General features: G+C 55.7%; 18 protein-coding genes and 7 tRNA genes. 22 read left to right on the top strand and 3 right to left on the bottom strand.

All coding sequences use genetic code 11. The features are described from left to right. Window positions 1-359 precede the first annotated feature (359 nt). Window positions 360-2,027 carry a glutamine--tRNA ligase gene (gene glnS / locus ACMWKK_RS05800; RefSeq protein ID WP_112781273.1) on the bottom strand — a complete coding sequence of 556 codons (1,668 nt, stop codon included), beginning with the start codon at window positions 2,025-2,027 and terminating at the stop codon, window positions 360-362. Window positions 2,028-2,206: 179 nt separating this feature from the next. Beyond that, the gene (gene nagE, locus ACMWKK_RS05795) at window positions 2,207-4,159 is read right to left on the bottom strand and encodes a PTS N-acetyl glucosamine transporter subunit IIABC (RefSeq protein ID WP_112781272.1); all 1,953 of its coding nucleotides are present in this window, start codon (window positions 4,157-4,159) and stop codon (window positions 2,207-2,209) included. Window positions 4,160-4,486: 327 nt separating this feature from the next. On the opposite strand from nagE, the gene nagB reads away from it, so the two are divergent. The 12 genes from nagB to ACMWKK_RS05735 all read left to right on the top strand — a co-directional run bounded on the left by nagB (window position 4,487) and on the right by ACMWKK_RS05735 (window position 11,352). Further along, window positions 4,487-5,287, top strand: coding sequence for a glucosamine-6-phosphate deaminase (gene nagB, locus ACMWKK_RS05790; RefSeq protein WP_008501061.1), 801 nt, complete (start codon window positions 4,487-4,489; stop codon window positions 5,285-5,287). Window positions 5,288-5,342: 55 nt separating this feature from the next. Next, complete coding sequence (nagA, locus tag ACMWKK_RS05785) at window positions 5,343-6,491, top strand: N-acetylglucosamine-6-phosphate deacetylase (RefSeq protein WP_045325780.1); 1,149 nt, start codon at window positions 5,343-5,345, stop codon at window positions 6,489-6,491. A gap of 8 nt (window positions 6,492-6,499) precedes the next feature. Continuing rightward, window positions 6,500-7,720 carry a DNA-binding transcriptional regulator NagC gene (gene nagC, locus ACMWKK_RS05780; protein WP_045325777.1) on the top strand — a complete coding sequence of 407 codons (1,221 nt, stop codon included), beginning with the start codon at window positions 6,500-6,502 and terminating at the stop codon, window positions 7,718-7,720. A gap of 45 nt (window positions 7,721-7,765) precedes the next feature. Then, window positions 7,766-8,518, top strand: coding sequence for a ribonucleotide monophosphatase NagD (gene nagD / locus ACMWKK_RS05775; protein WP_045325776.1), 753 nt, complete (start codon window positions 7,766-7,768; stop codon window positions 8,516-8,518). 248 nt (window positions 8,519-8,766) lie between these two features. Beyond that, window positions 8,767-10,431, top strand: coding sequence for an asparagine synthase B (asnB, locus tag ACMWKK_RS05770; RefSeq protein ID WP_010428626.1), 1,665 nt, complete (start codon window positions 8,767-8,769; stop codon window positions 10,429-10,431). A gap of 226 nt (window positions 10,432-10,657) precedes the next feature. After that, a tRNA-Met gene (locus tag ACMWKK_RS05765) sits at window positions 10,658-10,734 on the top strand. Window positions 10,735-10,742: 8 nt separating this feature from the next. Then, window positions 10,743-10,827, top strand: a tRNA-Leu gene (locus ACMWKK_RS05760). Window positions 10,828-10,850: 23 nt separating this feature from the next. After that, window positions 10,851-10,925: transfer RNA gene (locus ACMWKK_RS05755), tRNA-Gln, on the top strand. Window positions 10,926-10,957: 32 nt separating this feature from the next. Then, window positions 10,958-11,032 (top strand) — tRNA-Gln (locus tag ACMWKK_RS05750). 17 nt (window positions 11,033-11,049) lie between these two features. Further along, a tRNA-Met gene (locus ACMWKK_RS05745) sits at window positions 11,050-11,126 on the top strand. Between the two features lie 40 nt (window positions 11,127-11,166). Beyond that, window positions 11,167-11,241, top strand: a tRNA-Gln gene (locus tag ACMWKK_RS05740). A 36-nt stretch (window positions 11,242-11,277) separates the two neighbouring features. Then, window positions 11,278-11,352, top strand: a tRNA-Gln gene (locus ACMWKK_RS05735). A gap of 122 nt (window positions 11,353-11,474) precedes the next feature. On the opposite strand, the gene ubiF is transcribed toward ACMWKK_RS05735, so the two are convergent. Then, window positions 11,475-12,650, bottom strand: coding sequence for a 3-demethoxyubiquinol 3-hydroxylase (gene ubiF, locus ACMWKK_RS05730; protein ID WP_112781433.1), 1,176 nt, complete (start codon window positions 12,648-12,650; stop codon window positions 11,475-11,477). A gap of 135 nt (window positions 12,651-12,785) precedes the next feature. Between ubiF and miaB the strand changes: the two genes are divergently transcribed. From miaB to rihA, 10 genes are all read left to right on the top strand, one after another. Then, complete coding sequence (gene miaB / locus ACMWKK_RS05725; protein ID WP_028012350.1) at window positions 12,786-14,210, top strand: tRNA (N6-isopentenyl adenosine(37)-C2)-methylthiotransferase MiaB; 1,425 nt, start codon at window positions 12,786-12,788, stop codon at window positions 14,208-14,210. Window positions 14,211-14,373: 163 nt separating this feature from the next. Beyond that, window positions 14,374-15,420 (top strand): PhoH family protein, encoded by a 1,047-nt coding sequence (locus tag ACMWKK_RS05720; protein ID WP_014883007.1) that lies wholly within the window; start codon window positions 14,374-14,376, stop codon window positions 15,418-15,420. Beyond that, window positions 15,417-15,884, top strand: a complete 468-nt coding sequence (gene ybeY, locus ACMWKK_RS05715; RefSeq protein ID WP_112781432.1) for an rRNA maturation RNase YbeY — start codon at window positions 15,417-15,419, stop codon at window positions 15,882-15,884. The genes ACMWKK_RS05720 and ybeY overlap by 4 nt, the downstream gene beginning before the upstream one ends. 89 nt (window positions 15,885-15,973) lie before the next feature. After that, window positions 15,974-16,852 carry a CNNM family magnesium/cobalt transport protein CorC gene (corC, locus tag ACMWKK_RS05710; RefSeq protein ID WP_021242574.1) on the top strand — a complete coding sequence of 293 codons (879 nt, stop codon included), beginning with the start codon at window positions 15,974-15,976 and terminating at the stop codon, window positions 16,850-16,852. A 5-nt stretch (window positions 16,853-16,857) separates the two neighbouring features. Further along, the gene (gene lnt / locus ACMWKK_RS05705) at window positions 16,858-18,396 is read left to right on the top strand and encodes an apolipoprotein N-acyltransferase (RefSeq protein ID WP_112781431.1); all 1,539 of its coding nucleotides are present in this window, start codon (window positions 16,858-16,860) and stop codon (window positions 18,394-18,396) included. A gap of 407 nt (window positions 18,397-18,803) precedes the next feature. Continuing rightward, a complete protein-coding gene (locus ACMWKK_RS05700; RefSeq protein ID WP_045325766.1) occupies window positions 18,804-19,709 on the top strand; it encodes an amino acid ABC transporter substrate-binding protein in 906 nt (301 codons plus the stop codon). A gap of 155 nt (window positions 19,710-19,864) precedes the next feature. Beyond that, window positions 19,865-20,605, top strand: coding sequence for a glutamate/aspartate ABC transporter permease GltJ (gltJ, locus tag ACMWKK_RS05695; RefSeq protein ID WP_008501048.1), 741 nt, complete (start codon window positions 19,865-19,867; stop codon window positions 20,603-20,605). Next, window positions 20,605-21,279: a glutamate/aspartate ABC transporter permease GltK gene (gltK, locus tag ACMWKK_RS05690; RefSeq protein WP_032649550.1), complete on the top strand. Its 675-nt coding sequence runs from the start codon at window positions 20,605-20,607 to the stop codon at window positions 21,277-21,279. The genes gltJ and gltK overlap by 1 nt, the downstream gene beginning before the upstream one ends. After that, window positions 21,279-22,004 carry an amino acid ABC transporter ATP-binding protein gene (locus tag ACMWKK_RS05685; protein WP_014883001.1) on the top strand — a complete coding sequence of 242 codons (726 nt, stop codon included), beginning with the start codon at window positions 21,279-21,281 and terminating at the stop codon, window positions 22,002-22,004. Before gltK ends, ACMWKK_RS05685 begins: the two co-directional genes overlap by 1 nt. Before the next feature lie 120 nt (window positions 22,005-22,124). Then, the gene (rihA, locus tag ACMWKK_RS05680) at window positions 22,125-23,072 is read left to right on the top strand and encodes a pyrimidine-specific ribonucleoside hydrolase RihA (protein WP_112781430.1); all 948 of its coding nucleotides are present in this window, start codon (window positions 22,125-22,127) and stop codon (window positions 23,070-23,072) included. Window positions 23,073-23,362 lie beyond the last annotated feature (290 nt).

Here is a 23,362-nt window from a genome sequence, read left to right as displayed (position 1 = left end):
GAATTAACTACCGTCTTTAGGTTATTTTTCGCGACGCGAATTATCAATGCTTTTCAGCGGGCAAAAGTCAGGATTATGACGAAGTGCACATAATTGGTAGTGCTTTGTAACATTTGCAGAGAGGCGAGAAATGGCGGGGAATTACCAGGTATTTCAGGCAGTAGACGCGGGTTCTCTTTTCTTTTTTATAACCTTTTTGATTTTCGTAATGACACAAACTTTTTTTTGGAAAATAAGTAGCACCTCATTGACCTGATATTTTCGTGACGCCTTTACAGGCCCTGGCTTAATACCCTGATCGTTATATAAAAAACGCCGCATGGTGCGGCGTTTGTCTCTCATTGACCAGAGAAGCAATATTATTCGCCGATCTTCGTCCAGGTATCGCGCAGGCCGACGGTACGGTTAAATACCGGTTTTTCCGCCGTGCTGTAACGGCTGTCCAGGCAGAAGTAACCTTCGCGTTCGAACTGGAACGCTTTGCCCGCTTCAGCCGCTTTCAGGGACGGCTCAGCGTAGCCCTGCTTGATGACCAGAGATTCCGGGTTGATGGTGGCCAGGAAGTCTTCCGCCGCACCCGGGTTAGGCACGCTGAACAGACGATCGTACAGACGGATCTCTACCGGCAGCGCGTGGGATGCGCTCACCCAGTGAATAACGCCTTTCACCTTGCGGCCATCGGCCGGATCCTTGCTCAGCGTTTCCGCATCGTAAGAACAGAAGATGGTGGTGATGTTACCTTCCGCGTCTTTCTCAACGCGCTCGGCTTTGATCACGTAAGCGTTACGCAGACGCACTTCTTTACCCAACACCAGACGCTTGTACTGCTTGTTGGCTTCTTCGCGGAAGTCAGCGCGGTCAATCCAGATCTCGCCGCTGAACGGCACGTCACGGCTGCCCATTTCCGGTTTGTTCGGATGGTTAGGCATCACCACCAGCTCGCTCGCACCCTGCGGATAGTTTTCGATCACCAGTTTTACCGGGTCGATAACCGCCATCGCGCGCGGGGCGTTTTCATTCAGGTCTTCGCGAATGCAGGACTCCAGGGAGGCCATCTCGATGGTGTTGTCCTGCTTGGTCACGCCGATGCGCTTGCAGAACTCACGAATAGAGGCAGCCGTGTAACCGCGACGGCGCAGACCAGAGATGGTTGGCATACGCGGGTCATCCCAGCCTTCAACGTGCTTGTCAGTCACCAGCAGGTTCAGCTTACGCTTGGACATCACGGTGTACTCCAGATTCAGACGAGAGAACTCGTACTGACGCGGATGCACAGGAATGGTGATGTTATCCAGCACCCAGTCGTACAGGCGACGGTTGTCCTGGAACTCCAGCGTACACAGAGAGTGCGTAATGCCTTCCAGCGCATCGCTGATGCAGTGGGTGAAGTCGTACATCGGGTAGATGCACCACTTGTTGCCGGTCTGGTGGTGTTCTGCGAACTTGATGCGGTACAGCACCGGATCGCGCATCACGATGAACGGCGATGCCATGTCGATTTTGGCACGCAGGCAGGCTTTGCCTTCTTCGAAGCCACCAGCACGCATTTTTTCAAACAGCGCCAGGTTCTCTTCCACGCTGCGATCGCGGAACGGGCTGTTTTTGCCCGGCGCGGTCAGCGTGCCGCGGTACTCACGGATCTCATCTGCAGACAGTTCGTCAACATACGCCAGGCCTTTGTTGATAAGCTCTACCGCGTAGGCATACAGCTTATCAAAGTAGTCAGAGGAGTAGCAGATATCGCCAGACCAGTTGAAGCCCAGCCATTGCACGTCATTCTTGATGGACTCAACGTATTCGATGTCTTCTTTTGCTGGGTTGGTGTCATCGAAACGCAGGTTGCACTGTCCCTGGTAGTCTTGCGCAATGCCGAAGTTCAGGCAGATAGATTTTGCGTGACCAATATGCAGGTAGCCGTTTGGCTCCGGCGGGAAACGCGTATGAACCGTGGTGTGCTTACCACTGGCCAGATCTTCATCGATGATCTGACGAATAAAGTTACTCGGGCGGGCTTCTGCCTCACTCATCGTGGATTCCTCAAAGCGTAAACAACGTATAACGGCGTATGATCTTATAAGCCGGACGTAGTGACAACCCTTAGTTACGGAAAATACGTATCAGATGAAAATAATGGGGGCATTTGCTGCAAAAAAAAGCGGCGGAGGATATCCCCCGCCGCTTAAGGCATGACTCTACTCAGGAGCGATTACTTGCCTTTAATCTCATACAGCGGGGTCTGACCCGCAACAACCTGACCTTTCGCCTGGATGACCAGACCGCCGAAGTCGTCGATGTTGCTGCACACCACCGGGCTTATCATGGAGCGTGCGTTGGCGTTCAGGAAGTCCAGATCCATTTCCAGAACCGGCTGCCCGGCAACCACTTCAGCACCCTCTTCCACCAGGCGAGTAAAGCCTTTACCGTCCAGCGCAACGGTATCGATGCCCATGTGGACCACGATCTCCGCGCCATTTTCGGTTTCGAGGCAGAACGCGTGGTTGGTGTTAAAGATTTTCACGATGGTACCGGCCGCTGGGGACACCACGGTTTTATCCGTTGGTTTCACCGCCACACCGTCACCAACCGCTTTGCTGGCGAAGGCTTCGTCAGGTACCTGCTCAAGGTCAACCACGTCACCCGTCACCGGAGAGACCAGAGCGGCAACCGTGACGGCGTTAGGCACGGCCTGCGGTTTCGCGACCGGTGCAGCCGTTGCCGCAGGCGCGCTGTCGGCTGATGCCGCCGCGACCGGGCCACGAGCAACCACTTTCTTCATTTCGTCACCGATGGATTCCGCTTTGGCACCCACGATAACCTGGATAGTTTGCTTGTTCAGCTTAACGACGCCCGATGCGCCAAGACGTTTACACATTGCGTCGCTCACGCGCGCAGAGTCGCCCACGGTCAGACGCAGACGGGTAATACAGGCATCAATGGCTTTCAGGTTATCGGTACCGCCAACGGCGGCAATGTAGCTGGTTGCCAGCTGGGTTAAACCTTCTTCGGTATTGCTGTTGGCTTCGCCGGTCACAACGTCATCTGCGGTATCTTCACGGCCCGGCGTTTTGAGGTTAAACATACGAATAACCGCGGTGAACAGGACGAAGTAGATGACGAAGAAGGCCGCGCCCATCACCACCAGCATCCAGACGTTCTTGCTTGCCGCCGGCAGGTTGTACATCAGCACATAGTCGATCGCGCCTGCGGAGAAGGAGAAGCCCGCATGAATGCCCAGCAGGGTTGCCACAAACAGGCTGATGCCGGTTAACACCGCGTGCATCAGGTACAGCAGCGGAGCCAGGAACATGAACAGGAATTCCAGAGGCTCGGTCACGCCGGTCAGGAATGCGGTAATGGCCACTGACAGCAGCATACCGCCGACCATTGGACGACGCGCTTTCGGCGCAGCCAGGTACATTGCCAGCGCAGCGCCCGGCAGACCAAACATCATGATTGGGAAGAAGCCGGACATAAACATGCCCGCGGTGCCGTCACCCGCGTAGAAGCGGTTGATGTCGCCGTGGAAAATCGTGCCTGCCGCGTTGGTGAATTCACCAATCTGGAACCAGGCGATGGTATTGAGGACCTGATGCAGACCGGTTGGGATCAGCAGACGGTTAATGAAACCGAAGATGCCCGCACCCACTGCGCCTGCAGAGACGATCCACTCGCCGCCCGCATGAATAGCATGCTGCACCGGTGGCCATACGTAGCCAAAGATAGCGGCCAGAACCAGACAGAAGAAGCCCGTCGCGATCGGCACGAAACGTTTGCCGCCAAAGAAGCTCAGGAAGTCCGGCAGCTTAATGTTCGCCCAGCGGTTGTACACCGCACCACCGACCAGACCGGTAATGATACCTGCCAGCACGCCCATGTTGATTTCTGGGTTAATCGTTACCATCGCTTTCGTCAGGATGAAATAACCGACTGCCCCTGCCAGCGCTGCGGCACCCGCGCTGTCTTTTGACCAGCTTGAGGCAACACCGATGGCGAAAATCAGCGCCAGGTTGTCAAAAATGGCACCGCCAGCCTGAGCGATAAACGGTACGTTAAGAAGATCGGGTTGCCCGAATCGCAGCAGCAGCGCTGCAACCGGTAGCACGGCGATAGGGAGCTGCAAAGCCCTACCGAGGCGCTGGAAAAAACCTAAAATATTCATCCTATTCCCCCTACGAGACCCTTTTCAGGCTCGCGCATAAACTATGTTTTTTATTGTGTCGCTAACGATAGATACCGTTGATAATTCACTGGCAGTCTGAGTGTGTAAAAAATTAATTCGTATCGCAAATTAAACACCTATTTTTTGTGATTTTTGTCACCAAATATCGTATTCAACCCTCCCTTACACTGGCTTACAGCGAAAACTTATTTTATCATTCAAAAAATCAAGGCGGAGCGATCCGGCCTGAAAGGTTCCAGGTTACGCTTAAGTATCCGGTTCCGAAAGCCATCCGCCCACTCTTCTACTTAAACTTCGAGGTGAACAATGAGACTGATTCCCCTGGCAACTGCTGAACAAGTCGGTAAATGGGCCGCTCGCCATATCGTTAACCGCATTAACGCGTTCAAACCGACCGCCGATCGTCCTTTCGTTCTTGGTCTTCCAACCGGCGGCACGCCGCTGACCGCCTATAAGGCGCTGGTTGAGATGCATAAAGCAGGCCAGGTTAGCTTCAAACATGTTGTTACCTTCAATATGGATGAATACGTTGGCCTACCGAAAGACCATCCGGAAAGCTACCATAGCTTCATGCACCGTAATTTCTTTGATCACGTTGATATCCCAGCTGAAAATATTAACCTCCTGAATGGAAACGCGCCTGATATTGACGCAGAATGCCGTCAGTATGAAGAAAAAATCCGTTCTTACGGTAAAATCCACCTGTTTATGGGCGGCGTGGGCAACGATGGTCACATCGCGTTTAACGAACCGGCGTCATCTCTGGCTTCCCGCACCCGTATTAAAACGCTGACCCATGACACGCGCGTGGCAAACTCCCGCTTCTTTGACGGTGACGTGAACCAGGTTCCAAAATACGCCCTGACCGTAGGCGTGGGCACCCTGCTGGATGCCGAAGAAGTGATGATTCTGGTACTGGGCGGCGTGAAGGCGCAGGCGCTCCAGGCTGCCGTTGAAGGCAACGTTAACCATATGTGGACCATCAGCTGTCTGCAGCTGCACCCTAAATCAGTCATCGTCTGCGACGAGCCGTCGACGATGGAGCTGAAAGTGAAGACGCTGAAATACTTCAACGAGTTAGAAGCCGAGAACATCAAAGGTCTGTAATTGAATAACCGCCTCTGCATCAAGAGGCGGCCGCTTTTTTTAACCGGGGGTCGATATGTACGCTTTAACCCACGGTCGGATTTATACCGGCCATGAAATTCTGGATGACCATGCGATTGTTATCGCGAATGGCCTGATTGAACGTGTTTGCCCGCTGGCAGAACTGCCGTCGGAGATTGAACAGCGCTCACTCAATGGAGCAGTAATCTCCCCCGGTTTCATCGACGTACAGCTGAACGGCTGCGGCGGTGTGCAATTCAATGACACCGCGGATGCGGTGACGGTCGAAACGCTGGAGATCATGCAGAAAGCCAACGAGAAATCGGGCTGCACCAGCTATCTGCCGACGCTCATCACCAGCAGTGATGACCTGATGAAGCAGGGTATCCGCGTGATGCGCGAATATCTGGCCAAACACCCGAATCAGGCGCTCGGTCTGCACCTTGAAGGTCCATGGCTGAACCTGGTCAAGAAAGGAACGCATAACCCAGACTATGTGCGTAAGCCTGACGCGGAGCTGGTTGATTACATGTGTGCTAACGCCGATGTGATCGCCAAAGTCACGCTGGCACCGGAAATGACCGGCACGGACGTCATCAGCAAACTGGCTGCCGCCGGAATTGTCGTTTCAGCAGGCCACTCAAACGCCACGCTGAAAGAAGCGAAAGCCGGTTTCCGCGCGGGCATTACCTTTGCGACGCACCTTTATAACGCCATGCCTTACATCACGGGGCGTGAACCGGGTCTGGTCGGCGCGATTCTGGACGAGCCAGACGTTTACTGCGGCATTATCGCGGACGGCATGCACGTCGATTACACCAACATTCGCAACGCCAAGCGGCTGAAAGGTGACAAGCTTTGTCTCGTGACCGATGCCACCGCACCGGCAGGTGCAAATATTGAGCAGTTCATTTTTGCCGGTAAAACAATATACTACCGCAATGGACTGTGTGTGGATGAAAACGGTACGCTGAGCGGTTCCTCTCTGACCATGATTGAAGGGGTGCGTAACCTGGTTGAACATTGCGGGATTGCGCTTGATGAAGTCCTGCGTATGGCGACCCTTTATCCCGCTCGCGCAATTGGCGTGGATAAACAGCTCGGCGGAATTGCACCAGGTATGGTTGCAAACCTGACGGCATTCACACACGATTATAAAATTATTAAGACCATCGTTAATGGTAACGAGGTCGTCACTGAGTAAGTAAAAGTATGACACCTGGCGGACAAGCTCAAATCGGTAATGTCGATCTCGTTAAACAACTTAACAGTGCGGCGGTCTACCGCCTGATTGACCAACACGGCCCCATCTCGCGGATTCAGATAGCCGAACAAAGCCAGCTTGCTCCCGCCAGCGTGACAAAAATTACACGTCAGCTCATTGAGCGCGGTTTGATCAAAGAAGTCGATCAGCAGGCCTCCACCGGGGGCCGCCGCGCCATCTCCATTATTACCGAAACCCGCAATTTTCAGGCTATTGGCGTCCGGTTGGGCCGTCATGACACCACGCTCACCCTGTACGATCTGAGCAGTAAAGCCATCGCTGAAGAGCACTATCCTCTTCCGGAACGCACCCAGGAGACACTGGAGCATGCGCTGCTGAATACCATTGCGACGTTTATTGAAAGCTGTCAGCGCAAGATCCGCGAACTCATCGCCATCTCCGTGATTCTGCCCGGCCTGGTCGACCCGGAAAGCGGCGTGATCCGCTATATGCCGCACATTCAGGTGGAAAACTGGGGGCTGGTCGAGGCGCTGGAAAAACGTTTTAAGGTGACCTGCTTTGTGGGCCACGACATTCGCTCGCTGGCGCTGGCGGAGCACTACTTTGGTGCGAGCCAGGACTGTGAAGACTCAATTCTGGTGCGCGTTCACCGCGGAACGGGTGCCGGCATTATCTCTAACGGCCGTATTTTTATTGGTCGCAACGGTAACGTTGGCGAGATCGGCCACATTCAGGTCGAGCCGCTGGGCGAACGCTGCCACTGCGGCAACTTCGGCTGTCTTGAAACCATTGCCGCCAACACGGCCATCGAGCAGCGCGTTCGCCATCTCCTTGAACAGGGTTACCAAAGCCGCGTCACGCTGGACGACTGCAAGATAGGCACCATCTGCAAAGCCGCCAATAAAGGCGACGCGCTGGCCTGCGAGGTGATCGAGCAGGTTGGCCGTCATCTGGGGAAAACCATCGCCATCGCCATTAACCTGTTTAATCCACAGAAAGTGGTGATCGCCGGTGAAATAGTGGAGGCGGAAAAGGTGCTGCTCCCCGCCATTGAAGGCTGCATTAACACCCAGGCGCTGAAAGCATTCCGCCAGAACCTGCCGGTGGTGCGTTCAAAGCTTGATCATCGCTCGGCGATCGGCGCGTTCGCGCTGGTGAAACGCGCCATGCTCAACGGAATTCTGCTGCAGCATTTGCTGGAAAGCTGATCGGACCTTATAGTAACGCCTTCTTTTTTTGATGCCGGACTGTCCATGACCATTAAGAATGTAATTTGTGATATCGACGGCGTGCTGATGCACGATAACGTTGCCGTGCCGGGTGCTGCGGAGTTTCTCCACCGCATCATCGACAAAGGAATGCCACTGGTTCTGCTCACGAACTACCCTTCTCAGACCGGTCAGGATCTGGCAAACCGCTTTGCTACGGCGGGTGTCGACGTGCCGGACAGCGTGTTTTATACCTCGGCGATGGCCACGGCGGATTTCCTGAAGCGTCAGGAAGGGAAAAAAGCCTACGTCGTGGGTGAAGGCGCGCTGATCCACGAGCTGTATAAAGCGGGCTTTACCATTACCGACGTGAACCCGGACTTCGTCATTGTCGGCGAGACGCGTTCTTTTAACTGGGAAATGATGCATAAAGCGGCCTACTTTGTCGCCAGCGGCGCGCGCTTTATCGCCACTAACCCGGATACGCACGGTCGCGGTTTTTACCCGGCCTGCGGCGCGCTGTGCGCCGGTATCGAGAAAATCTCCGGTCGCCAGCCGTTTGTTGTCGGTAAGCCTAGCCCGTGGATCGTCCGTGCCGCCCTCAACAAGATGCAGGCGCACTCAGAAGAGACGGTGATTGTCGGCGACAACCTGCGCACCGACATCCTGGCCGGCTTCCAGGCGGGTCTGGAGACGATTCTGGTTCTCTCTGGCGTCTCTCAACTTGATGACATTGATGCGATGCCGTTCCGGCCAAGCTGGATTTACCCCTCCGTCGATGAAATTGACATTATCTGATACCGAACCACGCCCAGGGCGTGGTTTTTTATTTTCTCGCCTGCAAAACACCGCCACATCTAACGAAAAAGCGCTTTCATTGCATAATCATCAATAAAACCGCTCATGCCATACGCTTTTTTCACCGATCCGCAACCGCCATTGCACTATTTCCGTTTTCACCCGTAAAACGCTTGCGCGCCCTGCCCCTTTGCGGCATTTTCATAAGCAAGCAACATTACAAAGCAACAGGGTTAACGGAGAAGGTTATGTGTTCAATTTTTGGCGTACTGGATATTAAAACTGACGCGGGCGAACTGCGTAAAAAGGCACTCGAACTGTCCCGCCTGATGCGCCATCGCGGACCGGACTGGTCAGGCGTTTACGCCAGTGACAAAGCGATTCTGGCTCACGAACGCCTGTCTATTGTTGACGTCAACGCCGGTGCACAGCCGCTGTATAACGAGAAAAAAACGCACGCGCTGGCTGTCAACGGTGAGATCTACAACCACCAGGCGCTGCGCGCAGAGTACGGTGACCGCTACGCGTTCCAGACCGGTTCTGACTGTGAAGTGATCCTGGCGCTGTATCAGGAAAAAGGACCCGAGTTCCTGGACGACCTGCAGGGCATGTTTGCCTTCGCCCTGTACGACAGCGAAAAAGACGCTTACCTGATTGGCCGTGACCATATCGGTATTATCCCGCTGTACATGGGACATGATGAACACGGCAACTTCTATGTTGCCTCTGAAATGAAGGCTCTGGTGCCGGTTTGCCGCACCATTAAAGAGTTCCCGGCAGGCAGCTACCTGTGGAGCAAAGACGGCGAGATCCGTCAGTATTACCAGCGCGACTGGTTCGACTATGACGCGGTTAAAGATAACGTTACGGACAAAGCCGAGCTGCGTCAGGCGCTGGAAGATTCCGTGAAAAGCCATCTGATGTCTGACGTCCCGTACGGCGTGCTGCTCTCAGGCGGTCTGGACTCCTCCGTGATCTCCGCGATCACCAAGAAATTCGCGGCCCGTCGCGTGGAGGATCAGGAGCGCTCGGAAGCCTGGTGGCCGCAGCTGCACTCCTTTGCCGTGGGCCTGGAAGGGGCGCCGGACCTGAAAGCCGCGCAGGAGGTGGCAAACCACCTCGGCACCGTGCACCATGAGATTCACTTCACCGTGCAGGAAGGCCTGGATGCGATCCGCGATGTGATCTATCACATTGAAACCTATGACGTGACTACTATCCGCGCCTCCACGCCGATGTACCTGATGTCGCGTAAGATCAAGGCGATGGGCATCAAGATGGTGCTCTCCGGCGAAGGTTCTGACGAAGTGTTTGGCGGCTACCTGTACTTCCACAAAGCGCCGAACGCCAAAGAGCTGCACGAAGAGACCGTGCGTAAGCTGCAGGCGCTGCACATGTTTGACTGCGCGCGCGCTAACAAGGCGATGTCCGCCTGGGGCGTTGAAGCACGCGTGCCGTTCCTGGATAAGAAATTCCTCGACGTCGCGATGCGCATCAACCCGCAGGACAAGATGTGCGGCAACGGCAAAATGGAAAAACATATCCTGCGTGAATGTTTTGAATCCTACCTGCCGGCAAGCGTGGCATGGCGTCAGAAAGAGCAGTTCTCCGATGGCGTAGGCTATAGCTGGATCGACACCCTGAAAGAGGTGGCGGCGAAACAGGTTTCTGACCAACAGCTGGAAACCGCAAGCTTTCGCTTCCCGTACAACACGCCGGGTTCGAAAGAGGCGTATCTGTACCGCGAGATCTTTGAAGAATTGTTCCCGGTCCCAAGTGCTGCGGAGTGTGTGCCTGGCGGTCCGTCCGTCGCCTGTTCTTCCGCTAAAGCCATTGAATGGGATGAATCTTTCAAATCCATGAACGATCCGTCAGGACGCGCGGTCGGCGTTCATCAGTCCGCCTACAAGTAATCGCTCATTTCATCTTCAGGCCCTGCGGGGCCTGATTTTTTTTGCCCTCCTTTTTGTCCTCTAAAATCGATTAATAACCAATAATTGCCGAATATTCGGTCACGCTGTTCGCAACCTAACCAAACAGTCACATTCCGGCTATTTTCGTTGAAAAAGGTGTTGACGCTGCAAGGGTCTATACGCATAATGCGCCCCGCAACGCCGATAAGGTAACGCGAAAAAAGATGGCTACGTAGCTCAGTTGGTTAGAGCACATCACTCATAATGATGGGGTCACAGGTTCGAATCCCGTCGTAGCCACCATCTTTTTTGCGGGAGTGGCGAAATTGGTAGACGCACCAGATTTAGGTTCTGGCGCCGCAAGGTGTGCGAGTTCAAGTCTCGCCTCCCGCACCATTCCCAAGTATGCGTTGCACGGATGGGGTATCGCCAAGCGGTAAGGCACCGGTTTTTGATACCGGCATTCCCTGGTTCGAATCCAGGTACCCCAGCCATATTTCTTCGATTTTGCGGTTCTCCGCGGTATTGGGGTATCGCCAAGCGGTAAGGCACCGGTTTTTGATACCGGCATTCCCTGGTTCGAATCCAGGTACCCCAGCCATCGAAGATTGCAGTACTGGCTACGTAGCTCAGTTGGTTAGAGCACATCACTCATAATGATGGGGTCACAGGTTCGAATCCCGTCGTAGCCACCAAATTAAGATTGTCGATTTATCGGGAATCAAAACAAATTGTTGGGGTATCGCCAAGCGGTAAGGCACCGGATTCTGATTCCGGCATTCCGAGGTTCGAATCCTCGTACCCCAGCCAATTTAAAAAGTCGTTAAGCAGATTGTTTAACGCAATTGGGGTGTCGCCAAGCGGTAAGGCTCTGGTTTCTGATACCAGCATTCCGGGGTTCGAATCCCTGCACCCCAGCCACTTAGTAACAAAAAAGCCCGCTCTGCGGGCTTTTTTGTTTTTGTTGCTCAGAATTGTGCGGCCTGATTCCCCCTCACCCTAACCCTCTCCCCAAAGGGGCGAGGGAATAGTCGGAGCAAAGATTAGAGTCCGAGTGCGTACTTCAGCGCCTGACGCTTCAGGCCACCGGCACGCTCCGCTGCCATCAATCCAATATTACGCAGAATGCGCACCGGGGCGACGTCATTGCTGAACCCGGCATAGAACAGATCCATCCCTGACTGCATGATGAAGTTATCCGCCATACGCCGCGTCTGGTAGCGCTTCAGTACCTGATGGCTGGCCCAGCTTTCCGCATGTCCGCGGGCACTGCCCAACACATCCAGTAACGCATCAACATCACGATACCCGAGGTTCACGCCCTGCCCGGCCAGCGGATGAATGGTGTGTGCCGCATCCCCCACCAGCGCCAGCCCTTCGCGAGCATACTGCAACGCATGACGGCGCGTGAGCGGGAACGCCCCGGCGGAGACCGGCGTAACATGGCCCAGACGGCTCGGAAAGTTCAGCAGGATCTCGCGCTGTAGCTGTTCCATCGAAAGCCCCTGCAGCTGGCGAATGCGCGCCGGTTTGTCGTACCACACCAGCGACGCCCAGCGATCGAACAGCGGTAAAAAGGCGTGCGGGCCGTTCGGCGTAAAGTGCTGCCAGGTGCTCTCGCCCGGGGCATTATCGCACTCGACGGTAATCAGCATGCAGGACTGTTCATACTGCCAGGCATGAACGCCAATGCCCGCCATCTGTCTGACCTGCGAGTTAGCGCCGTCCGCCCCGACGACCAGCTTCACGGCCAGCTCATCACCGCTGTCGAGCGTCAGCAGATAGCCGCGATGGTGAGAATGGAGAGACTTAAGCGACGCAGGCACGCGCAGCGTCACCTTCGGATGCGCCTCCAGCGCCTGCCAAAGCGCCCGCTGGAGCACGTTGTTTTCTACCATATAGCCCAGGCGCGGCAGCTTCAGCTCAGCGGCATCAAACGCGACGTGGGCATTTTCCCACTCCCAGGTTTCGAGACGGCTGTAGGGATGGGCGCGCATCGCCTGCACCGCCTCCCAGACGCCCAGCCCGCGGAGCAGATCGACGGACGCCGCGCTGATAGCCGAAATGCGCACATCCGGCTTGCTGGCGGGATCGAAAGCCGGCGGTGCAGCCTGTTCAATTACCGTTACCTCAAATCCCTGCTGCGCCAGCCCCAGCGCCAGCGCGCCGCCGACCATACCGCCGCCGACAACGGCAACTTCGGTGTGTTGGAGTGTCATGGTCAATTTTCCTTATTGGAGAATCCCTTAAGTTTACCGGATTTTTGCGGTCCTGAGGCACACAACCTTCACACTGGTCACAACCCCACCAAAGCATTACAATACGCGGCTTGCAATCCTGAGCTGAGCAAGTCGATGACTAAAAAACTCCATATAAAAACCTGGGGCTGTCAGATGAACGAATACGATTCATCCAAGATGGCCGATCTGCTGGATACCACCCACGGATACCAGCTGACTGAAAATGCGAAAGAAGCGGACGTGCTGCTGCTGAACACCTGTTCGATTCGTGAAAAAGCGCAGGAAAAAGTCTTCCACGTGTTAGGCCGCTGGAAGCTTCTTAAACGTAAAAACCCGGACCTGATCATCGGGGTGGGTGGCTGCGTCGCGTCGCAGGAAGGCAAGCTGATCCGTCAGAGAGCCCCGTATGTGGATATCGTCTTTGGCCCGCAGACCCTGCACCGCCTGCCGGAGATGATCAATCAGGTTCGCGGCAACCGTAGCCCGGTCGTTGACGTCAGCTTCCCGGAGATTGAAAAATTCGACCGCCTGCCGGAGCCGCGCGCCGATGGCCCGACCGCCTTCGTCTCCATCATGGAAGGCTGCAACAAGTACTGTACTTACTGCGTGGTCCCATACACCCGTGGTGAAGAGGTCAGCCGCCCGGCAGACGACATCCTGTTTGAAATCGCGCAGCTTGCCGCCCAGGGCGTTCGCGAAGTGAACCTGCTGGGTCAGAACGTTAACGCCTGGCGCGGTGAGAACTACGACGGCACCACCGGCAGCTTTGCCGAGCTGCTGCGCCTGGTGGCCGCGATTGACGGCATCGACCGCATTCGCTTTACCACCAGCCATCCGATGGAATTTACTGACGACATCATCGATGTGTATCGCGATACGCCAGAGCTGGTGAGCTTCCTGCACCTGCCGATTCAGTGCGGCTCTGACCGCGTGCTGAACCTGATGGGCCGACCGCATACGGTGCTGGAGTACAAATCCACCATCCGTAAGCTGCGCGAAGCGCGTCCGGATATCCAGATCAGCTCCGACTTTATCGTCGGCTTCCCGGGTGAAACCGCTGATGACTTCGAGCGCACCATGAAGCTCATCGGCGAAGTGAATTTTGACGTCAGCTACAGCTTCATCTTCTCTGCGCGTCCTGGCACCCCGGCGGCCGATATGGTTGACGATGTGCCGGAAGAGGAGAAAAAGCAGCGTCTGTATATTCTGCAGGAGCGTATCAACCAGCAGGCCAACGCGTGGAGCCGCCGTATGCTCGGTACCGTCCAGCGCATTCTGGTGGAAGGCACGTCGCGCAAGAGCATTATGGAACTCTCCGGCCGTACCGAAAATAACCGCGTGGTCAACTTTGAAGGCACCCCGGACATGATCGGTAAGTTTGTGGACGTCGAAATCGTTGAAGTGCTGACCAACTCGCTGCGCGCGAAGGTGGTCCGCACCGAAGACGAAATGGGCCTGCGTATCGCAGAGTCACCGGAATCCGTGATTTCGCGTACCCGCAAAGAGAACGATTCCGGCGTGGGGATTTACCAGCCTTAATCCTGATGGCCTGCCCTTCCGGCAGGCCTTGTATTTCCTCTCATCATCCCCAATATCTTCCGCAACGCTTGCGCCTTTATTCTGTGGCGTGAATAATTTCGGTAATGACCGTCTTATTACGCCGTGTGGCAGCGGGTCAGTTAACCAATCAAAGAGGAACAGTTTGAACATAGATACGCGTGAAATCAGCCTAACGCCCGCAGACAACGCTCGCCTGCTGAGCCTGTGCGGACCGTTTGATGACAACATCAAACAACTGGAGCGACGTCTGGGTATCGAAATTAACCGTCGCGATAATCACTTCAAACTTACCGGACGCCCTATCTGCGTCAATGCGGCAGCAGATATCCTGCGCAGCCTGTATGTCGATACCGCCCCGATGCGCGGCGAAATTCAGGATATCGAGCCGGAACAAATTCACCTCGCCATTAAAGAGGCGCGCGTGCTTGAGCAGAGCGCGGAAAGCGTGCCGGACTACGGCAAGGCGATCAATATCAAGACCAAGCGTGGCGTCATCAAGCCGCGTACGCCAAACCAGGCGCAGTACATCGCCAATATCCTCGACCACGACATCACCTTCGGGGTGGGTCCGGCGGGTACGGGGAAAACCTATCTGGCGGTTGCCGCGGCGGTAGATGCGCTGGAACGCCAGGAGATTCGTCGAATTCTGCTGACGCGTCCTGCCGTTGAAGCCGGTGAAAAGCTGGGCTTCCTGCCGGGCGATCTGAGCCAGAAGGTCGACCCGTATCTGCGCCCTTTATATGACGCGCTGTTCGAGATGCTGGGCTTTGAGAAGGTCGAGAAGCTGATTGAGCGTAACGTGATCGAAGTGGCTCCGCTCGCCTATATGCGCGGCCGCACGTTAAACGACGCGTTCATCATTCTTGATGAGAGCCAGAACACCACCATCGAACAGATGAAGATGTTCCTGACGCGTATCGGCTTTAACTCGAAAGCGGTCATTACCGGTGACGTGACCCAGATCGACCTGCCGCGCAGCACTAAATCCGGCCTGCGCCACGCCATCGAGGTGCTGGCCGAGGTTGACGAAATCAGCTTTAACTTCTTCCACAGTGAAGACGTGGTACGCCACCCGGTGGTCGCGCGTATCGTTAACGCCTATGAAGCCTGGGAAGAGGCGGATCAGAAGCGTAGGGCCGAACTGGCCGCAGAACGTAAGCGCGACGCGCAGGAGCAAGAACAGAAATGAGTCAGGTGATCCTCGATTTACAGCTGGCCTGTGAAGACAATTCCGGCATGCCGGATGAGGCGCAGTTCCAGAAATGGCTGGATGCCGTTATCCCGCAGTTTCAGGAAGAATCAGAAGTGACGATTCGCCTGGTGGATGAAGCCGAAAGCCACGAGCTTAACCTGACCTATCGCGGGAAAGATAAGCCGACCAACGTGCTCTCTTTCCCGTTCGAAGCGCCGCCGGGTATTGAGATGCCGCTGCTGGGCGATCTGATCATCTGCCGCCAGGTGGTTGAGCAGGAAGCCAAAGATCAGCAAAAGCCGCTTGAGGCCCACTGGGCGCACATGGTGGTACACGGCAGCCTGCACCTGTTGGGCTACGATCACATTGAAGATGACGAAGCGGAAGAGATGGAGTCCCTTGAGACAGAGATAATGCTTGCTCTGGGCTATGAGGATCCGTACATTGCCGAGAAAGAATAGTCCGTCACCTGACGGACTCACCTGCCGCCACGAAAGGATAACGCGTGGCGGTAAACGTTGAACTAACAAGAGAACCCTTAACAAACGCCATGAGCGACGACAATTCACACAGTAGCGACACGACAACCAGTAAAAAGGGATTTTTCTCCCTCATTCTGAACCAGCTTTTCCACGGCGAACCCAAAAACCGTGATGAACTGCTGGAGCTGATTCGTGATTCCGGGCAGAACGACCTTATCGACGAAGATACGCGCGAAATGCTCGAAGGGGTGATGGACATTGCCGACCAGCGCGTCCGCGATATCATGATCCCCCGCTCGCAGATGATCACCCTGAAACGTAACCAGACGCTGGACGAGTGCCTCGATGTCATCATCGAATCCGCCCACTCGCGTTTCCCGGTCATTAGCGAAGACAAAGATCACATCGAAGGGATTTTGATGGCGAAAGATCTGCTGCCGTTTATGCGCAGCGATGCCGAAGCCTTCAGCATGGAAAAAGTGTTACGCCAGGCCGTGGTCGTGCCGGAAAGTAAACGTGTGGATCGGATGCTGAAAGAGTTCCGCTCCCAGCGCTACCACATGGCGATTGTTATTGACGAATTTGGTGGCGTCTCCGGCCTGGTCACGATCGAGGACATCCTCGAGCTGATCGTGGGCGAAATCGAAGACGAGTACGACGAAGAAGAGGATATCGACTTCCGTCAGCTTAGCCGCCACACCTGGACCGTGCGTGCGCTGGCCTCTATCGAGGACTTCAACGACGCCTTCGGAACCCACTTCAGCGATGAAGAGGTCGATACCATTGGCGGGCTGGTGATGCAGGCCTTTGGCCACCTCCCGGCGCGCGGAGAGACCGTTGACATCGACGGTTACCAGTTCAAAGTAGCCATGGCCGACAGCCGACGTATTATACAGGTTCACGTCAGAACGCCGGACGACTCACCGGTGCCAAAACTGGAAGATTAATGTAAATGGCATTTGCCCCATTGCTTGAACGCCAGCGCGTCCGTTTGCTGCTGGCGCTGTTACTCGGAGCCAGCGGTACGCTGGCTTTCTCACCTTACGATATCTGGCCTGCGGCCATTCTCTCCCTGATGGGGCTTCAGGGTCTGACCCTGAACCGTCGCCCGGTGCAGGCTGCCGCGATCGGCTACTTCTGGGGGCTGGGGCTGTTTGGCTCAGGCATCAACTGGGTTTACGTCAGCATCGCCCAGTTTGGCGGTATGCCTGGCCCGGTAAACGTCTTCCTGGTGGTGCTGCTCGCCGCGTATCTCTCGCTCTATACCGGCCTGTTCGCCGGCATCCTTTCTCGCCTGTGGCCAAGAACCACCTGGCTGCGCGTTGCCATTGCCGCACCGGTGGTCTGGCAAATCACCGAGTTCCTGCGCGGCTGGGTGTTGACCGGCTTCCCGTGGCTGCAGTTCGGCTACAGCCAGATTGACGGCCCGCTGAAAGGCCTGGCGCCGGTCATGGGCGTGGAAGCCATCAACTTCCTGCTGATGGCAGTGAGCGGCCTGCTGGTATTAGCGCTTGTCACGCGCGGATGGAAGCCGCTGGCTGTGGCGCTGATGCTGTTCGCTCTGCCCTTCCCGCTGCGCTATATCCAGTGGTTCACCCCAGAGCCCGCGCGCGCCATGCAGGTTTCCATGGTGCAGGGAAATATCCCGCAGTCCATGAAGTGGGACGAAAAAGAGCTGCTGAATACGCTGAAGATCTACGCCAACGCCACCGAAGAGGTGATGGGGAAATCGCAGCTGATTATCTGGCCGGAGTCCGCCATTCCCGATCTGGAAATTAACCAGCAGCCGTTCCTCAACATGATGAACGATCTGCTGGTAGCGCGCGGCAGCACGCTAATCACCGGGATCGTCGACGCGCGTCTGAATCAGCAGAACCGCTACGATACCTACAACACCATCATTACCCTCGGCAAAGACAGCGAGTACAGCTACCACTCCACTGACCGGTACAACAAGAACCACCTGGTGCCGTTTGGCGAGTTTGTTCCGCTGGAATCCATTTTGCGCCCGCTGGCCCCGTTCTTTGACCTGCCGATGTCCTCCTTCAGCCGCGGGCCGTACGTTCAGCCCCAGCTGCACGCGCACGGCGCGGCCCTGACGGCGGCCATCTGCTACGAAATTATCCTCGGCGAGCAGGTGCGCGATAACTTCCGCCCGGATACGGACTATCTGCTGACCATCTCTAACGATGCCTGGTTCGGTAAGTCAATCGGCCCGTGGCAGCACTTCCAGATGGCACGCATGCGCGCCCTGGAGCTGGCGCGTCCGCTGCTGCGCAGCACCAACAACGGCATCACCGCCGTGATTGGTCCGCAGGGTGACATTCAGGCGATGATCCCGCAGTTTACCCGTGAGGTGCTGACCGCTAACGTCACGCCAACCACGGGGCTGACGCCCTATGCCCGCACCGGCAACTGGCCGCTGTGGATCCTGACTGCGCTGTTCGGCTTTGGTGCTGTGCTGATGAGCCTGCGTCAGCGTCGTAAATAACCTCCCTTCTGTTGCCGGGTGGCGGCTGCGCCTTACCCGGCCTACATTCAGCATTTCCGTTCCCGTAGGTCGGGTAAGCGTTAGCGCCACCCGACAATCCCTCCCCAGTATTAAATCTGGCACGCCTATTGCTTTGTTTATTTAGGTAAACGCCGTTTGGCTTAACGTGCAACCTTGTCGCACCAGCGTAGATCGTCGGTAGCACCGAAACGGTGCAACGGGAGATTATTGCCTCTGAATGGTGCGGCGCGCTTCGCAAAAATAAACAATAACGCAGCAAAATCTTTACATTAAGCCAGACTAAATGTTAACAAGCTTGCATAACACTGCACTCGCATCGCGCGAGATATAACAACATCACAATGGGTATCAATGCGTCGCTGGCGCTGATAAGAAAGGAGTTGGGTATGCAATTACGTAAACTGGCCACAGCAATGCTGGTTATGGGAATCTCTGCCGGCGTGGTTCACGCTGAAGATGCACCGGCAGCAGGTAGCACTCTCGACAAGATTGCCAAAAACGGCGTCATCGTGGTCGGCCACCGTGAATCCTCTGTTCCGTTCTCGTACTACGACAACACGCAAAAAGTCGTGGGCTATTCACAGGATTACTCCAACGCCATCGTTGAAGCCGTGAAGAAAAAGCTGAACAAACCTGACCTGCAGGTGAAGCTGATCCCCATCACTTCACAGAACCGTATTCCCCTGCTGCAAAACGGCACCTTTGACTTTGAGTGTGGTTCCACCACCAACAACCTCGAGCGTCAGAAACAGGCGGCCTTCTCTGACACCATCTTTGTCGTGGGCACCCGTCTGCTGACGAAGAAAGGTGGCGAAATCAAAGATTTCGCTGACCTGAAAGGCAAAGCGGTCGTGGTGACATCCGGTACCACGTCAGAAGTGCTGCTGCACAAGCTGAACGACGAGAAGAAAATGGATATGCGCATCATCAGCGCGAAAGACCATGGCGACTCCTTCCGTACCCTGGAAAGCGGTCGTGCCGTCGCGTTTATGATGGATGACGCCCTGCTGGCGGGCGAACGTGCAAAAGCGAAGAAACCTGACAACTGGGATATCGTCGGTACCGCGCAGTCGAAAGAAGCCTACGGCTGTATGCTGCGTAAAGACGATCCGCAGTTTAAAAAGCTGATCGATGACACCATCGCCCAGGTGCAGACCTCTGGCGAAGCGGAAAAATGGTTCGACAAGTGGTTCAAGAACCCGATTCCACCAAAAAACCTGAACATGAATTTTGAACTGTCTGACGACATGAAGGCGCTGTTCAAATCTCCAAACGACAAGGCTCTTAACTAATTAGAACAACAGGGGCGGGATCTCCTGCCCTCTCGATTGTCGGGAAGCATGGACAGACTATACGTTGAGTGGTCGTTCCCCACTCAGCACGAAAAATGAGCTTCTCACCAATCTTCGAGGGTAGCGCTGCTACCCTTTTTTTTCTGGAGTTTATTATGTCAATAGACTGGAACTGGGGCATCTTTCTGCAACAAGCCCCGTTCGGCAACACCACCTATCTTGGCTGGCTGTGGAGCGGCTTTCAGGTCACCGTGGCATTATCGATAACGGCGTGGATCATCGCGTTTCTTGTCGGTTCTTTGTTCGGTATTCTGCGCACCGTCCCTAACCGTTTTCTTTCAACACTCGGCACCCTCTATGTGGAACTGTTCCGTAACGTTCCGCTGATCGTGCAGTTCTTTACCTGGTATCTGGTTATCCCGGAACTGCTGCCGGAAAATATTGGCATGTGGTTCAAGTCGGAGCTGGATCCTAACGTGCAGTTCTTTGTCTCCTCCATGATGTGTCTGGGGCTGTTTACCGCTGCGCGCGTTTGCGAGCAGGTGCGTGCCGCTATTCAGTCACTGCCGCGCGGACAAAAAAATGCGGGCCTGGCGATGGGCCTTACCCTGCCACAAACCTACCGCTACGTGCTGCTGCCTAACGCCTACCGCGTTATCGTTCCGCCGATGACCTCCGAGATGATGAACCTGGTGAAGAACTCGGCCATCGCCTCCACAATCGGCCTGGTTGATATGGCCGCGCAGGCGGGCAAGCTGCTGGATTACTCCGCTCACGCGTGGGAATCCTTCACCGCGATCACGCTCGCGTATGTTCTGATTAACGCTTTCATCATGCTGGTGATGAACCTGGTTGAACGCAAAATTCGCCTGCCGGGCAACATGGGGGGCAAATAATGTACGAATTTGACTGGAGTTCTATCGTTCCCTCCATGCCTTATCTGCTGGATGGACTGATGATTACCTTAAAAATCACCGTCATTGCCATCATCGTCGGTATCGTCTGGGGCACCCTGCTGGCCGTTATGCGCCTGTCGAGCTTTAAGCCGCTTGCCTGGTTTGCCACCGCCTACGTTAACGTGTTCCGTTCGATCCCGCTGGTGATGGTGCTGCTGTGGTTTTACCTGATCGTGCCCGGCTTCCTGCAGAACGTGCTGGGGCTGTCGCCGAAAACCGATATCCGTCTGATCTCCGCCATGGTGGCATTCTCCATGTTTGAGGCCGCTTACTACTCGGAGATTATCCGCGCGGGCATTCAGAGCATCTCCCGCGGGCAGTCCAGCGCCGCGCTGGCGCTGGGGATGACGCACTGGCAGTCCATGCAGCTCATTATTCTGCCGCAGGCGTTTCGCGCCATGGTTCCGCTCCTGCTGACCCAGGGTATCGTACTGTTCCAGGATACTTCGCTGGTCTACGTGCTGAGCCTGGCAGACTTCTTCCGTACCGCGTCAACCATCGGTGAGCGTGACGGTACGCAGGTCGAGATGGTGCTCTTTGCGGGTGCGGTCTACTTTGTGATTAGTTTAAGCGCGTCGCTGTTGGTCAGCTGGCTGAAGAAAAGGACGGTATAATGATTTCCCTGAAAAATGTTTCTAAATGGTATGGGCACTTTCAGGTGCTGACCGACTGCTCTACCGAAGTGAAGAAAGGCGACGTGGTGGTGGTGTGCGGGCCGTCCGGCTCCGGTAAATCGACGCTGATCAAAACCGTTAACGGGCTGGAGCCGGTGCAGCAGGGTGAGATCGTCGTCAACGGCACCAAGGTTAACGACAAGAAAACTAACCTCGCCCAGCTTCGCTCTCACGTGGGGATGGTGTTCCAGCATTTTGAGCTGTTCCCTCACCTCTCCATTATTGAGAACCTCACGCTGGCGCAGGTAAAAGTGCTTAAGCGCGATAAAAAAGCGTCGCGCGAGAAAGGCCTGAAGCTTCTGGAACGCGTTGGGCTTTCGGCGCATGCCGATAAGTTCCCGGCGCAGCTGTCCGGCGGCCAGCAGCAGCGTGTGGCGATCGCCCGCGCGCTGTGCATGGATCCGGTGGCGATGCTGTTCGATGAGCCCACGTCGGCGCTCGATCCGGAGATGATCAACGAAGTGCTGGACGTAATGGTCGAGCTGGCGCACGAAGGGATGACGATGATGGTAGTGACCCACGAAATGGGCTTTGCCCGTAAGGTAGCCAACCGCGTGATCTTTATGGATGAAGGGAAGATCGTCGAAGACTCGCCGAAAGAAGAGTTCTTCGCTAACCCGAAATCCGAGCGTGCGAAAGATTTCCTCGCCAAAATCCTGCATTAATCTTCCCGGTGCGCAATCTGCGGATTGCGCACTGCTTCACGCTTTAGCGCTCTTCATCTATTCGGCGTCACATTGCAGCGTTAACCTTGTCACAAAATAACGCTATGAATGGAGAACGCTATGGCACAGCCTATTATTCTCGATTGCGATCCGGGTCATGATGACGCGATCGCGCTCGTTCTTGCACTTGCCTCCCCTGAACTCGACGTCAAAGCCGTCACCTCGTCTGCCGGAAACCAGACGCCGGATAAAACCCTGCGTAACGTTTTGCGCATGCTCACCCTGCTCAATCGCTCCGATATTCCCGTCGCCGGCGGGGCCGTGAAGCCGCTGATGCGCGAGCTGATCATTGCCGACAGCGTTCATGGTGAAAGCGGGCTGGACGGTCCGGCGCTGCCGGAGCCAGGCTTTGCGCCGCAAAACTGTACCGCCGTGGAGCTGATGGCGAAGGTGCTGCGCGAGAGCGCGGAGCCCGTTACGCTGGTGGCGACCGGACCACAAACCAACGTGGCGCTGCTGCTGAACGCCCATCCTGAGCTGCACGCTAAAATTGCGCGCATCGTCATCATGGGCGGCGCGATGGGGCTGGGGAACTGGACGCCAGCGGCGGAGTTCAACATTTTCGTGGACCCGGAAGCCGCTGAGATGGTCTTCCAGTCCGGCTTACCGATTGTCATGGCGGGTCTGGACGTTACCCACCGCGCGCAGATTATGGCGGACGATATTGAACGTTTTCGCGCCGTCGGCAACCCGGTTTCGACAACCGTGGCTGAGCTGCTCGACTTTTTTATGGAGTACCATAAGGCTGAGAAATGGGGCTTCCACGGCGCGCCGCTGCACGATCCGTGTACGATTGCCTGGCTACTGAGACCGGAAATGTTTACTACCGTGGACAGATGGGTGGGCGTTGAGACGCAGGGGAAATACACCCAGGGCATGACGGTGGTGGACTACTATTCGCTGACGGGGAATAAGCCGAATACGACGGTGATGGTGGATATCGACCGGGAGGCGTTTGTGGATTTGCTGGCGGAGAGACTGGCTTACTATAGTGCGAGTGCGGCCTGATGCCCTCACCCCGGCACTCTCCCACAGGGCTGAGGGTTCCCCAGTAATTTTTTTACCTGAAGCGACTTATTTAGCATCAGGATTATGAATGCCTTACAACAATGACCTGGTCCGGCTGTAAATCGCCGAAGCGTTTCCTGCAGGCCGGGGCGAGGCGCAGGGATGCGCCGAGAGGGCGTGGCCTGCAGGGATGCAGGCTCATGCCCGACCCGATAGCCTGAAGGAATAAGCTGAGGGCACCGCGAAGCGGCGATTTACCGCCGGGAGCCCGGGTCGCCAGGGTGGTGGCG

This window comes from Enterobacter sp. 01-M-03-SI-ECC (assembly GCF_047530215.1).
Lineage (GTDB): Bacteria > Pseudomonadota > Gammaproteobacteria > Enterobacterales > Enterobacteriaceae > Enterobacter > Enterobacter chengduensis.
The sequence above is the reverse complement of the archived record's forward strand: the minus strand, read 5'-3'. Positions and strand labels throughout refer to the sequence as shown.